Raw genomic sequence first — 13171 nt, 5'->3', positions numbered from 1 at the left:
TCCGTTCATCGCGTGACCATTTGCGTGGTCATCTTCCCTCCCGCAGAAATATTCTGTTAACCCTAACGGAGAGTTAAGAAACGCCGACTCGGAAAACCCGGAGACCAGCGAATGCCTGTCGAACTCGTCGAGAAAGAATTGAGCAATGCGCTGCCGGTCCATCTGGTGGCGAAGGATGCTCTGGCGGCAGCGGGCCTTGCGCCATCCTCGGTCGCCTGGGCCAAGGCCAACGGCTTCTCCGGCGAAGCTGGCAGGACGCTGATCGTGCCTGGCGACAACGGCGCGATTGCCGGAGCCCTGTTCGGCACCGGTGATGACGAGGGCGCACTGGCCGTCGGCGCACTGGCGAGAGCCTTGCCCGCGGGCGACTGGCGTTTTGCGTCGGCACCCGCCAAGCCGGAGCTTACGGCACTCGCCGTGGCGCTCGGCGGCTATGTCTTCACCCGCTACGGCAAGAAGCCAGGCAAGAGCCTTCGCTTCGCGCTGCCGGCAGGCACCGACGCTGCCCGCATCCGCCGCATCGCCAATGGCATTTTCCTGGCGCGCGATCTGGTCAACACGCCGACCAGCGATATGGGCCCCGGCCAGCTGGAAAAAGCCGCCCGGACCTTGGCCGCGACGCACAAGGCCGAAATATCGGTGACCAAAGGCGACGATCTTCTTACCGCCAACTTTCCGATGATCCACGCCGTCGGTCGGGCATCTGCCGACGCGCCGCGCCTGATCGACATGATTTGGGGGCCGAACAATGCCCCCAGGATAACGCTGGTCGGCAAGGGCGTCTGCTTCGATACAGGCGGTCTCGACATCAAGCCGTCCTCGGGCATGCTTTTGATGAAGAAGGACATGGGCGGCGCTGCCAACGTGCTGGGCCTCGCTTCCATGATTATGGCCACCGGGCTGAAGGTCCGGCTACGCGTGCTCATCCCGGCTGTCGAGAATTCGATAGCCGGCAACGCCTTCCGGCCAGGCGACGTGCTGGTGAGCCGCAAGGGCATCACCGTCGAAATCGGCAACACCGACGCCGAAGGACGGCTGGTACTCGCCGATGCCTTGGCCTTGGCCGATGACGAAGAGCCGCAGATGCTGGTCGATATGGCGACGCTGACAGGCGCTGCCCGTGTTGCGCTCGGTCCCGACCTGCCGCCGTTCTACACCGGTGACGAGGCGCTTGCATCCGAGCTGGCGGACGCCTCCGTTGCGGTCGAGGATCCGTTATGGCGCATGCCGTTGTGGAAGCCCTATGACGCCAAGCTGGCGTCGAAGGTGGCCGACATCAACAATGTCACGTCAGACGGTTTCGCCGGCTCGATCACCGCGGCGCTTTTCCTGAAGCGCTTCGTGGAAAAGACCGCCGGCTGGGCGCATGTCGGCATCTACGCCTGGAACCCGTCCGACCGCCCGCACGGTCTTGCCGGTGGCGAAGCGCAAGGCATCCGGGCGCTGGAGCAGGCCATTTCGAACCGCTACGGTTGATTCTCGGGCATAGCCGACGAAGGTATTGACTGAAACGGAACCGAAACAATTTTCAGTCATGCTGGACGGATGTCGATTATCATGCGTCCAAGCCAGGCCTTGCGACTATGGCAACAGGTGGTGTTATCCGAGGTGCGTGACGACGCGCCCGATCTCACCATGCGCCAGACGGCGATCCTGTTCACCATCTATCTCGATCCACCGCCACACACGGTGCGGGGGTTAGCCGCCCGCCTCAACGTCACCAAGCCGGTGATCACCCGTGCGCTCGATACGATGGGGGCGCTGAAACTGGTGTCGCGCCACCGCGACGAGCTCGACAAGCGCAACGTGCTGGTCAGGCGCACAGTAGAAGGCGCGCTCTTTGTCGAGCGCTTTGGCGATGTTATCATTGCCAGAGCCCAAGAGTTGCCCATTTGAACGAGTTGCCGATTTGACCGCCAGGGATGCCCGCCTCCATGCCTTCCGCTCCGATCTCGCCGACGCCAGGCTGAAAGGCGAGGTTTCCGCCGACCGTTTCGTCGCCGGCCGGCCGGCTCGCATATCAGCCTCCGTCGCTGACATCCGCAGGGCGCCGCGGCCGGACGCCGGCGTCGATACCCAGCTTCTGTTCGGCGAAGACGTCCTCGTCTTCGAGGACGTTGGGGGCTGGGCCTGGATACAGGCCGAGCGCGACGGCTACGTCGGCTATGTCGCCGACACTGTGCTGGGCGGTCGGGATCATGCGGCCACGCATGTTGTCTCGGTGCCGCGCACTTTCCTGTATCCGGGACCGGATTTGCGGTTCCCGGTGAGCGGGGAGCTCTCGATGGGGTCATTGGTGGCGGTGACGGGCTCAGCGGAAACGCGCGGCACGCATTATGCTCTGCTGCCGTCCGGCCAGGCGGTCATCTCGGGTCATCTCAGGCCTGTCGCCGAGTTTGCCCCCGACTACGTCGCGGTCGCCGAGTCGTTTCTCGGCACGCCCTACCTGTGGGGTGGCGTCTCCGGATTCGGCATCGATTGTTCCGGTCTCGTGCAACTTGCAATGCACATGGCTGGCAGGCAAGTGCTGCGCGACACCGACATGCAGGCGACGACCGTCGGCGAACCGCTCGATCCCGGGCCGGATTTTGCCGGGTTGCGGCGCGGCGACCTGGTCTTCTGGAAAGGCCACGTCGCGATCATGACGGATCCGGAGACCATGATCCACGCCAACGGCCACACCATGCTGGTGTCGCGCGAAGGAATGAGGGAGGCGGTCGCCCGTATCGGTTATCTCTATGGCGGCCCGACCGGGTTTCGCCGGCCATAACGCGAATCGATCACCTTTTGTTCTGATTCTGCTTGGCGATTGCGCGTCGCCGCGCTACCTCTGGCACGTGACAGAGCAGCCGCGCCTTGCCCAACAGAATGCCGCCGTCGTCCTGCCCGAGCCATTCGTCAAATGGTTTGCGGAAAAGGGCTGGTCGCCGCGCGCTCACCAGATCGATTTGCTGGCCAAAGCCCAGGACGGGCAGTCGGTATTGCTGATCGCCCCGACCGGCGCCGGCAAGACGCTGGCCGGGTTCTTGCCATCGCTGACCGAACTGGCCGGCCGACCGAGGATAAGGCCGGGGCAGGCGCATCGAGGCATCCATACACTCTACATCTCGCCGCTGAAGGCGCTGGCCGTCGACATCGAGCGCAATCTCGGCAAACCCGTCGCAGAAATCGGGCTGCCGGTCACCGTCGAGACGCGCACCGGTGACACGCCCGCACACAAGCGCCAGCGGCAGAAGCTGGCGCCGCCCGACATTCTCCTGACCACGCCCGAGCAATTGGCCCTGCTGATTGCCGCGCCCGATGCCAGGCGCTTCTTCGAGGACCTGCGCTATGTCGTGCTCGACGAATTGCATTCGCTGGTGACCTCGAAGCGCGGGCATCTCCTGTCGCTCGGGCTGGCCCGGCTGCGCTCGTTTGTGCCGGCCCTCCAGACGATAGGCCTGTCGGCGACGGTCGCCGAGCCCGACGAATTGCGGCGGTGGCTGGTCAGCCAGAATCCACCAGGGCCGATGGCCGACCTGATCGTCGTCACCGGCGGCGCCAAGCCCGACATCTCCATTCTCGATTCGGAGGAGCGCGTGCCGTGGGCGGGACATTCGGCCCGCTATGCAACGCCGGAGATCTACAACGAGATCAAGCGCCACAAGACAACCCTGCTGTTCGTCAACACACGCAGCCAGGCGGAGCTGCTGTTCCAGGAGTTGTGGCGGGTCAACGAGGACACCTTGCCGATCGCGCTGCATCACGGTTCGCTCGATGTCGCCCAGCGCCGGCGCGTCGAAAAGGCGATGGGCGAGAATGCCTTGCGTGCGATCGTCGCCACCTCGACGCTCGACCTCGGCATCGACTGGGGCGATGTCGACCTGGTCGTCCATGTCGGCGCGCCGAAAGGTGCCAGCCGGCTGGCGCAGCGCATCGGCCGCGCCAACCACCGTATGGACGAGCCGTCCAAGGCGATCCTGATTCCGGCCAACCGCTTCGAGGTGCTGGAATGCAGGGCGGCGCTCGATGCCAATTATCTCGGTGCCCAGGATACGCCGCCGCTGGTCAATGGCGGGCTCGACGTGCTGGCGCAGCACGTGCTGGGCTGTGCCTGCGGTGCGCCGTTCCATGCCGATGCGCTGTTTGGGGAAGTGCGGACGGCAGCACCCTACGCCAATCTCGATCGGCCGACATTCGATCGCGTCATCGATTTCGTCGCCACTGGCGGCTATGCGCTGAAGAACTACGAGCGCTATGCCCGCATCCGGTTGAACAAGGACGGGCTGTGGCGGGTCTCAAATCCTCGCGTCGCCCAGCAATACCGGCTCAATGTCGGCACCATCATCGAAGTGCCGGCGCTCAACGTCCGCTACGTCCAGGCCGGCAGCAGAGGCGCGGCTTCGCGTGGCGGCCGGGTTCTGGGCAAGATCGAGGAGGCGTTCCTCGAAACGCTGACGCATGGCGACACCTTCATGTTCGCCGGCAAGGTGCTGCGCTTCGAAGGTATCCGCGAGAATGAGTGCTTTGTCTCGAATGCACCCGGCAGCGACGCCAAGGTCCCGTATTACGGCGGTGGCAAATTCCCGCTTTCGACGTACCTGGCCGAACAGGTCCGCGCCATGCTGGACGATCCGCAGCGCTGGAAGAAGCTGCCGGAGCAGGTCGCCGACTGGCTTCGTTTCCAGGCCGACAAGTCGGTGCTGCCGAAACGCGACGATCTGCTGATCGAGACTTTTCCGCGCGGCAACCGCTACTATCTGGTGGCCTATCCGTTCGAGGGCAGGCTGGCGCACCAGACGCTCGGCATGCTGCTCACCCGCCGCCTCGACAGGGCGGGAGCCAAGCCGCTCGGCTTCGTCGCCACAGACTATGCGCTTGCCATATGGTCGCTTGCCGATATGGGCCGGATGTTCAGGGCGAAGAAACCGTCGCTGGCAGCGCTCTTCGATGAGGACATGCTGGGCGACGACCTCGAAGCTTGGCTCGCCGGCAGTTGGTTGTTGAAGCGCACCTTTCGCAATTGCGCGCTGATCTCGGGATTAATCGAGAAACGCCACCCGGGCCAAGAGAAGAGCGGCCGCCAGGTGACCGTGTCGACGGATCTCATCTACGACGTGCTGCGCAGCCATGAGCCTGACCATATCCTGCTGCAGGCGACGCGTGCCGACGCCGCGACCGGTCTGCTGGATGTCAGCAGACTTGCCGAGATGCTCTCGCGCGTCCAGGGCCGAATCATGCATAAGAACCTCGAGCAGATATCGCCGCTCGCCGTGCCGATCATGCTCGAGATCGGCAAAATGCCTGTGCACGGCGAGGCCGATGACACGCTGCTGATGGATGCAGCCACGCTGGTCGAGGAGGCCATGGGGACGAAATGACTGTCGCGCTGGCCATGGCTGCACCTCTGGCGGAGGTGGGTTCTGTCGATATCGCCGGCGAACGCGCGGTCTGCGACCGCCGCGGCGTGCTCTACTTTCCCGAATTCCGGCTTCTGGCCGTGTCCGACCTGCATCTGGAAAAAGGCTCCTCGCTGGCCAGGCGCGGCACGCTGGTTCCCCCTTACGACACCGGAGCCACGTTACTCCGCTTGCAAGCGGTAATCGCCGACTACCAACCTTCGATCGTCATCAGCCTGGGCGACAGTTTTCACGATGGCGGCGGCGCTGCGCGCATGCACGCAAGCTTTCGCGAAAGGCTGGAAGGCCTGATGGTTGGGCGCGACTGGTTCTGGGTCACCGGCAATCATGATCCTGAAGCACCGGCCGACCTGCCCGGCGAGACCGTGCGCGAATTGGCCATCGGCTCTCTGCTCTTCCGGCACGAGCCTTCGGCGGTAAGGGTGGAGGGCGAGATATCAGGCCATCTGCATCCTTGCGCCCGCATCGTGCAGCAAGGCCGCTCGGTGCGGCGGCGCTGCTTTGCCGGCGATGGCGGCCGCATGATCATGCCGGCCTTCGGCGCCTATACCGGCTCGCTCAATCTGCTTGATCGCGCCTATGCCGGGCTGTTCCGCCGTGAAACGCTGATGGCCTACATGCTTGGCACCGAACGCATCTTCGCGATTTCCCACGCGATGCTCAGGCCGGGCTGAACCTACCTGCCGTAGTACAAAGTGACGGTGTGCTTGGCCTCGGCGAAGAACAGCCAGCGCTCGACCAGCATGCCGGCGAGTTGGGCGATCGCGGCGAGCATCGACGAAACCGCCGCATAGGGCCACGGCAGGGCGAACGCCGCCACCAACAGCAACGCAGGCAAAGCAAAGGCCAGCACCTGCGTGATCTGGCGTAGCCGCACGCTGTGCTTGCGCGCGATGCGGAAGCCCATCTCCTTGAGCAAGTAGTTTTCCTCGGTATGCGGCCATTCCATCGACCGCACCGTGCCGCCGGCCAGACCCGTCGCCGTGTTGGCTGTGGTCGGGATTTCCAGCCGGTCGTTGTACCGCCAGGTCGCCAGCTTCCAGCCCCAGCCGAGCACGGTCAGCAATAGGGCAGCCGCGAGAAGCGTATTCGAGCCGACGGCAAAACCCTGCAGCAGCGCATTGAGCAGCACGCAGCCGGTCATTGCCGAAAAGATCAGATAGCCGGGCAGGGTGAAGCGGCTGTGCCATTGGGCGATAGGCTTCAACGACGCGTAGATCATGCCGGTGGTGCAGACGGTTGCGACCGCGCCGATGGCAGCGAGCAGCCCGGCGACAGCCACCCAGCCGCTCGTACGGCCGAGGACCACCCAGCCAATACCGAACAGTCCCGCCGGCATGAAGGTCGCAACCGACGCAACGCCTTCGCGTGACAGCCAGGAGCTTCGCCATTGCGAGAAGGCACGCCAGGCGCGTTCGGGACGGCCGAGATGGCCGGCCGACGACAGCAGGCCTGCCGAGATCAGGCCAAGCGCCAGCCCCATGCCGGTGAGGCCAAGCCAGAAATCGGGCGGGATAAAGCCCTGTCCGGCGAGCACGCCAAGTAGTGCGAGCAGGCCGTAACCGGCGCCCGTGGCGGTGGTGAAAAAGACGACGGAGAATGCTGGATGCATGAGACGCGGGTTAGTTCGAAAGCATGCGGTCGACCCAGCCGAGGAAGCCGCCTTCGGCCCGCACCGCTTCAAGCGCCGGCGCCGGCACCGATGCGGCGCGGGTGGTGTGGGCACGTGGCGGCAGATATTTGTTGGTCGGCTTATAGCCCATTTCCGGCATCAGATCGACACCGCCGCGCTCGGCCACCAGTTGCGAGATAGCCGATGCCGGATCGCCCAGATCGCCGAAATGCCGCGCGCTGGTCGGGCAAGCAGCGACGCAGGCCGGAACGCGATCTTCTTCCGCCAGATTGTTGTTGTAGATACGGTCGACGCACAGCGTGCATTTCTTCATCACGCCGACATCGGTGTCGAACTCGCGCGCGCCATAGGGGCAGGCCCAGCTGCACAATTTGCAGCCAATGCACTTGTCCTCGTCGACCAGCACAATGCCGTCCGAGGCCCGTTTGTAGGAGGCGCCGGTCGGACATACGGTGACACAGGCCGGTGTCTCGCAATGCAGACAGGAGCGCGGGAAATTGACCGTGCGCCCACCCATCTCAGTCATGTGCTCATAGCTGTGCACGCGGTTGAACCAGACCCCGTCGGCGTCGCCGCCATACGGATCGATGTCGGTCAGCGGCGCCATGTGGCCGCCGGTGTTCCATTCCTTGCAGGCGGTGACGCAGGCCTGACAGCCGACACAGGTGTCGAGATCGATGACCAGGCCGAGCTTCTTGTCGGTTTGGGCGGGAAGGCAGGTCATGGTCTGGCAGCTTCTCTTTCCCGGCGGAACTCTGCGCCGAAAGTGAGCTTGTCAGGCGAGGGTTCGAAATGCGGCGGCTGCCGGAACCGCTCGAACTGCGGCTCGGTGAAGCCGCCTTCCTCGGCCGCGCATTTGACGATGCGCACGCGCAGGTCGAACCACGCCGCCTGGCCGGTCACCGGATCGGAATTCGAATAGCGTTTGCCGCTGGCATCGGCGGAGGTCTGGTCGCCGATGATGTGGTTGAGCAGGAAGCCGCGATTGGATTCGGCCGCGCCATCCTTGAGCCCCCAGCTGCCGCGACGCTTGCCGATCGCATTCCACGTCCACACCGTATCGGCGTTGACGCCGTCGACCAGCTTGATCTGTCCTTTGACCTTGCCGTTGATGCTCTCGATCCACACCCAGTCGTTATCGACAAGCCCGAGGCTGGCGGCGGTCCGGTAATGCACGAACAGCCGGTTCTGGCTGGTGATCTGCCTTAGCCAGGCATTCTGCGAGCCCCAGGAATGATACATGTGCATTGGCCGCTGCGTCAGCGCGTGCAGCGGATAGGCTTGGCTGTCAACCGCAGTCTCTTCGAAGGGCGCATACCAGAACGGCAGCGGATCCATATAGGTCTCGATGCGGCTACGCTCGGCTTCCGGCGGCAGCACCCGGCCATGGCCGCGCGCCGCCAGGCGGAAGCGCTGCATCGGCTCGGAATAGAGTTGGAACACGATCGGCTCGGCTTTCGGGATGAAGCCCATGCTCTCGGCGAAGTCGAGATAGGAGCGGTTTGCCATCTTGTAGTAGCGCTGATCGGCGGCGAAATCCTGGTGCCAGAAGCCGCCATTGTCGATGTAGCGCTGCAACTGGTCGGGATTGACGTCGCCCTTGCCGACCAGGGTCCCGTCCTTGCCGCGCCAGCCGGCGAGTGGACCGACACCTGGCGTACGCTCGTGATTGACGATGTAGTCGGCATAGTCGCGGTATTTGGCGGAGCCGTCGTCATCGACGAAACCGGGCAGACCGAGCCGCGCGCCGAGTTCGATCAGCACCGTCTGGAACGGCCTGACGTCGCGGTCCGGCTCGACGACGGGATGGCGGATGGCGTCGCCCGGACCGTCGGCGTGGCTGATCGGCCGGTCGAGCAGACTGATACAGTCATGACGCTCGAGATAGGTCGTGTCCGGCAGCACCAGATCGGCAAAGGGCACGGTCTCGGAATAATAAGCGTCGGAATAGATGATGAACGGGATCTTGTACTCGCCCGCCGCATCGATATCGGTCAGCATCGCCATCGTCTCGACCGTATTCATCGACGAGTTCCAGGCCATGTTGGACATGTACATGAACAGAGTGTCGATCTTGTAGGGATCGCCTGCCCAGGCGTTACGGATGACCGTGTGCATGAGCCCATGAGCGGCCAGCGGCGCGTCCCAGGAGTATGCCTTGTCGATACGAACAGGCCTGCTGCCTTCATCGATCAGCAGGTCCTCAGGTCCGCAGACGAAGCCGAGCGGCATGCCTTCGAGCGGTGTCATCGGCTTCACATTCTTGCCGGCGGGCTTTGGACCCGGCGGCGCGGACCGCGGATAAGGCGGTTTGAAGCGGAAGCCGCCCGGCACGTCCACCGTGCCGAGAAGCACCTGAAGCAGATGAATGGCGCGGCAAGTGTGAAACCCGTTCGAATGGGCCGAGATGCCGCGCATCGCATGCATCGACATCGGCCGACCCTTGATGGTCTTGTGCCGGCGGCCGGCCCAGTCCGTCCAGGCCACCGGCAGTTCGATTTGCTGTTCGAAGGCGACATGAGCGAGTTCTGCAGCAATGCGTCGGATCGTGTCGGCGGAGATGCCGCACCGGTCAGCGACGGCGTCGGGTGAATAGCACTCGTCCAGATAGCGGTCGGCGACGAGTTGGAAGACCGGCACGCAGCGGCGGCTGTCGACGAGAACGCTGCCGGTCAGTGCGGGCTTTGCGTCGGTATCGCCGGCGTCGACAGGCGTCTTCGCCACCCTGTCCCAAGCCAGCGGATTGCCGTCGCCGTCGCGCATGAACAGCCCGTCATCGGCGGCTCCAGGCTCCTGAATGACCAGGATGTGGGCGTTGGTGTAGCGCAAGAGGTAGTCGAGATCGACGCGCCCTGCCTTCAGCAATTCGTGGATGAGGGCGAACACAAACAGGCCGTCGGTGCCGGGCCGGATGCCGATCCAGTCGTCGGCAATCGCGTTGTAGCCGGTGCGGCAGGGATTGATTGAAACCACCTTGGCGCCGCGCGCCTTGAGCTTGCCGAGGCCGATCTTGATCGGATTGGAATCATGGTCTTCGGCAACCCCGAACAGCATGAAATACTTGGTGTTGTCCCAGTCGGGCTCGCCGAACTCCCAGAACGAGCCGCCAATCGTGTAGAGGCCGCCGGCTGCCATGTTCACCGAGCAGAAACCGCCATGGGCCGCGAAGTTCGGCGTGCCGAACTGGCTCGCCCACCAACCGGTCAGCGATTGCGACTGGTCGCGGCCGGTGAAGAAGGCGAGTTTCTTCGGATCGGTCTGGCGGATGTTCGAAAGCCGCTCTGTCGCGAGCGACAAAGCTTCCTCCCACTCGATCTCGCGGAACTCGCCCGAGCCGCGCAGTCCGGTGCGCAGCAATGGTTTCGTCAGCCGGGCCGGGCTGTAATGCTGCATGATGCCGGCGCTGCCTTTGCCGCACAGCACGCCGCGATTGACCGGATGATCCTTGTTGCCGTTGATGTAGCGGACCTTGCCATCTTTGATATGGACGTCGATGCCGCAGCGGCAGGCGCACATATAGCAGGTGGTCTTGGCGATGCTGTCGGAGACATCAGGCGAAGTATCGACGCCGTCGCGTTCAGCGGGCGCTCGCGTATCGGCAAGCGGCCGTTGTGATGGTGCCGAATTAGCTCCGCGCAGCAGGTTGTTGGTCATGATCCGGTGATGCTCTTGCGCCCCGCGAACTTGGCTCTCGTCTTCGGGCCTGGGCCGCGCATGTAATGCTCTTCCGGGCGATAGCGTTCACCCAAGAGCCGCCGCCGCAGGCTGCGGGTCCAGTGCGCAAACACGGATTTGAACCGCCCCACCAATTTTACCCTCGACTGCTCTGGCGCGACTTTTTTCCAATTTCGAGCCAAAATTTAGAACAAAGCGACCGATCCGTCTAACAACTTGCTCTTGTAATTCCAATCGGATTTGCTTCTTAGTGTCGGAATGACCCTGGACCAGTTGCGGATCTTCGTCGCCGTCGCCGAACGGGCGCACATGACCAAAGCGGCCGAGTTGCTGGGCATCTCACAGTCGGCCGCATCCGCCGCGATCCGCTCGCTCGAACAGCAGCATGGCGTCCAGTTGTTCAACCGCGTCGGCCGCAACATCGAGCTCGCCGAAACCGGACGCCGATTCTTGCCCGAGGCCAAGGCGGTCCTCGAGCGGGCTGCGGCCGCCCACAACGTGCTGGAGCATGTCTCGCAAACGATCACCGGCAGTCTCTCGATCGCTGCCAGCCAGACCATTGCCAGCTATTGGCTGCCGCGCCGGCTCGCCTCTTTCCACGAAGCCTATCCTGCCGTCAGGCTGAGCGTGAGCATTGGCAACACCAGGCAGGTCGAGACCAATGTACTTGATGGCGCAGCCGATTTTGGCCTGGTCGAGGGGCGCACCGAATCCGACATTTTGCGGCGTGCCAAGGTCGATATCGATCGCATGATGCTGGTCGTGGCGCGCTCGCACCCTGAGATCGCGGAAGTTTCGCCTGGACATCCCGATCTTGGCGGGCTTCGCTGGATCATTCGCGAAGGCGGTTCGGGCACGCGCGAGGCGCTGGAGGACCTTGCCCGACGCGACGGGATTTCGTTCGCGGACCTGCAGATATTCCTGGTATTGCCGAGTAATGAGGCTATTCGCCAGGCGGTCGAGGCCGGCGCCGGCGCCAGCATCATCTCGGAACTCGTCGCCGCCCGCGCGGTCGCCGAAGGTAGCCTGCGTTCTGTGCCGGTCGATCTGCCGAAGCGCGAATTTGCCATGATCACGCATCGCGACCGGCAGCCGAGCCTGGCCCAGATGGCGCTCAAGGCGCATCTTGGCGGCAAAGCTGAGAGACTCGCGCCGCTTTAAGCCGATCAGCCGAACTTCCGCTGCGCGTCGAGCGCCAGCCCAAGCCCGACCGAGCCGAACACATCGCCTTGGATTACCGACGCCTGCGGCACCAGCGCCAGGATCCGCTGCCTGGCCAGCGGGATCGCGGTCGATCCGCCGGTCAAGAACAACGCGGTGATGTCCGAGGCCTTCACCTGTGCGTCGCGGATGGTCTGCTCGACTGTAGCCGCAACACGCTCAATGTCTCTGGCTATGGTGGCTTCGAGACCCTTGCGCGTGATTTCTGCCGTGAACCTCACCTCTGGCAGCGCGACCTCGACATCGGCCGACGAACGGTCCGTCAGCTCGATCTTGGCCTTTTCGACCAGCGCCGCCAGCGCGTGGCCGTAACGATGCTCGACGATGTGGATGAAGCGGTCGACCAGGTCTGCGCGCTCCGCCTCATAGCGGATCTGGCGCAGATGCGTCATCGCCCTCGCGGTATAGACCAGGTTGATGCGCTGCCACGTCGCCAGGTCGATGAAGTAGCTCGCCGGCAGATTACGTTTGCCATCCTTGGTCAGTGAGAGATAGCCGAGCTGCGGCATCACATGGGCGATGCTCAACAGCCGGTCGAAGTCGGTGCCGCCGATGTGGATGCCGCGGCTGGCCAGGATGTCGTCTTTGCGGTCAAGCGAGCGGGCGCGCTCGGGCGAGACGCGCACGATTGAGAAGTCGGACGTGCCGCCGCCCATGTCGACGATCAGCGCTAGTTCCTCGCGCGTCACCTTTTGTTCGTAGTCGAGTGCCGCGGCAATCGGTTCGAACTGGAAGGCGATGTGCTTGAAGCCGTGGGCACGAGCGGCATTTTCGAGTTCGTGCTCCGCCTTCGCGTCAGCCTCGGCATCGTCGTCGACGAACTGCACGGGCCGTCCCAGCACGACGCTGTCGACCGCGTCATGGGCCTCTTCTTCCAGCTTCTTTTTCAGATGGCCGACGAACAGGCCGACAATCTCCATGAAGCCGATCGAACGCGCCTTGATGCGCGTCTTTTCGTGGGCGAGCGAGCTGCCGAGCACACTCTTCAACGAGCGCATCAGGCGGCCTTCGATACTGTCCGTATAGTTGGCAAGGGCGCGTCGCCCGAAATAGGTGCGGTTGTCCTCGAAATTGAAAAACACCGCACTGGGCAGCGTGACCTGGCCGTCTTCCAACGCCACCAGCCGCGGCTGCCCGTTCCTGACCACGCTGACAGTGGAATTCGAAGTGCCGAAGTCGATCCCGGCGAATGCTGGTCGCATCGTGCGTTCCTGTATTTCTGATTTGGGGAGCAGCAGCTCGT

Annotated in this window: 10 protein-coding genes; 6 read left to right on the top strand and 4 right to left on the bottom strand. The window is 63.8% G+C overall.

Annotated features, from left to right (window positions below; translation table 11 throughout):
• Positions 1-111: 111 nt before the first annotated feature.
• The 5 genes from NKI63_RS17275 (at position 112) to pdeM (ending at position 6073) form a co-directional block, all read left to right on the top strand.
• Positions 112-1476 carry a leucyl aminopeptidase family protein gene (locus tag NKI63_RS17275; RefSeq protein ID WP_352822494.1) on the top strand — a complete coding sequence of 455 codons (1365 nt, stop codon included), beginning with the start codon at positions 112-114 and terminating at the stop codon, positions 1474-1476.
• Positions 1477-1545: 69 nt separating this feature from the next.
• Positions 1546-1896: a MarR family winged helix-turn-helix transcriptional regulator gene (locus NKI63_RS17270; RefSeq protein WP_023676939.1), complete on the top strand. Its 351-nt coding sequence runs from the start codon at positions 1546-1548 to the stop codon at positions 1894-1896.
• Positions 1859-2770 (top strand): C40 family peptidase, encoded by a 912-nt coding sequence (locus tag NKI63_RS17265; RefSeq protein WP_502900481.1) that lies wholly within the window; start codon positions 1859-1861, stop codon positions 2768-2770. Before NKI63_RS17270 ends, NKI63_RS17265 begins: the two co-directional genes overlap by 38 nt.
• Positions 2771-2837: 67 nt before the next feature.
• Entirely contained in the window at positions 2838-5360 is a 2523-nt protein-coding gene (locus NKI63_RS17260) for a ligase-associated DNA damage response DEXH box helicase (protein WP_352702300.1), read from the top strand.
• Positions 5357-6073, top strand: coding sequence for a ligase-associated DNA damage response endonuclease PdeM (gene pdeM, locus NKI63_RS17255; protein ID WP_352506163.1), 717 nt, complete (start codon positions 5357-5359; stop codon positions 6071-6073). The genes NKI63_RS17260 and pdeM overlap by 4 nt, the downstream gene beginning before the upstream one ends.
• Before the next feature lie 2 nt (positions 6074-6075).
• Here the strand turns inward: pdeM and NKI63_RS17250 are convergent, their stop codons facing one another.
• Genes NKI63_RS17250 through NKI63_RS17240 form a run of 3 tightly spaced genes read right to left on the bottom strand, consistent with a single transcriptional unit; the run spans position 6076 to position 10686 of the window.
• Positions 6076-7011 carry a dimethyl sulfoxide reductase anchor subunit family protein gene (locus NKI63_RS17250; protein ID WP_352506165.1) on the bottom strand — a complete coding sequence of 312 codons (936 nt, stop codon included), beginning with the start codon at positions 7009-7011 and terminating at the stop codon, positions 6076-6078.
• Positions 7012-7021: 10 nt separating this feature from the next.
• Positions 7022-7756 carry a 4Fe-4S dicluster domain-containing protein gene (locus tag NKI63_RS17245; RefSeq protein WP_352506166.1) on the bottom strand — a complete coding sequence of 245 codons (735 nt, stop codon included), beginning with the start codon at positions 7754-7756 and terminating at the stop codon, positions 7022-7024.
• Positions 7753-10686: a molybdopterin oxidoreductase family protein gene (locus tag NKI63_RS17240; RefSeq protein WP_352822488.1), complete on the bottom strand. Its 2934-nt coding sequence runs from the start codon at positions 10684-10686 to the stop codon at positions 7753-7755. The genes NKI63_RS17245 and NKI63_RS17240 overlap by 4 nt, the downstream gene beginning before the upstream one ends.
• Before the next feature lie 279 nt (positions 10687-10965).
• Here NKI63_RS17240 and NKI63_RS17235 point away from each other — a divergent pair, with 279 nt between their 5' ends.
• Positions 10966-11868: a LysR substrate-binding domain-containing protein gene (locus tag NKI63_RS17235; RefSeq protein WP_352506168.1), complete on the top strand. Its 903-nt coding sequence runs from the start codon at positions 10966-10968 to the stop codon at positions 11866-11868.
• 5 nt (positions 11869-11873) lie between these two features.
• Here NKI63_RS17235 and NKI63_RS17230 read toward each other — a convergent pair whose 3' ends face one another.
• Positions 11874-13130, bottom strand: a complete 1257-nt coding sequence (locus NKI63_RS17230; protein ID WP_352506169.1) for an Hsp70 family protein — start codon at positions 13128-13130, stop codon at positions 11874-11876.
• Between the last annotated feature and the right edge of the window lie 41 nt (positions 13131-13171).

Source organism: Mesorhizobium sp. M0410 (genome assembly GCF_040321435.1).
In the GTDB taxonomy this organism is placed as follows: domain Bacteria; phylum Pseudomonadota; class Alphaproteobacteria; order Rhizobiales; family Rhizobiaceae; genus Mesorhizobium.
The sequence above is the reverse complement of the archived record's forward strand: the minus strand, read 5'-3'. Positions and strand labels throughout refer to the sequence as shown.

What these genes read in the sequence shown, in the direction of transcription:
- NKI63_RS17275 (WP_352822494.1), top strand. Translation starts at nt 112, where the DNA reads ATGCCTGTCGAACTCGTCGAGAAAGAATTGAGCAATGCGCTGCCGGTC.
- NKI63_RS17270 (WP_023676939.1), top strand. Translation starts at nt 1,546, where the DNA reads ATGTCGATTATCATGCGTCCAAGCCAGGCCTTGCGACTATGGCAACAG.
- NKI63_RS17250 (WP_352506165.1), bottom strand. Translation starts at nt 7,011, where the DNA reads ATGCATCCAGCATTCTCCGTCGTCTTTTTCACCACCGCCACGGGCGCC.
- NKI63_RS17230 (WP_352506169.1), bottom strand. Translation starts at nt 13,130, where the DNA reads ATGCGACCAGCATTCGCCGGGATCGACTTCGGCACTTCGAATTCCACT.
- NKI63_RS17240 (WP_352822488.1), bottom strand. Translation starts at nt 10,686, where the DNA reads ATGACCAACAACCTGCTGCGCGGAGCTAATTCGGCACCATCACAACGG.
- pdeM (WP_352506163.1), top strand. Translation starts at nt 5,357, where the DNA reads ATGACTGTCGCGCTGGCCATGGCTGCACCTCTGGCGGAGGTGGGTTCT.
- NKI63_RS17235 (WP_352506168.1), top strand. Translation starts at nt 10,966, where the DNA reads ATGACCCTGGACCAGTTGCGGATCTTCGTCGCCGTCGCCGAACGGGCG.
- NKI63_RS17245 (WP_352506166.1), bottom strand. Translation starts at nt 7,756, where the DNA reads ATGACCTGCCTTCCCGCCCAAACCGACAAGAAGCTCGGCCTGGTCATC.
- NKI63_RS17265 (WP_502900481.1), top strand. Translation starts at nt 1,859, where the DNA reads ATGTTATCATTGCCAGAGCCCAAGAGTTGCCCATTTGAACGAGTTGCC.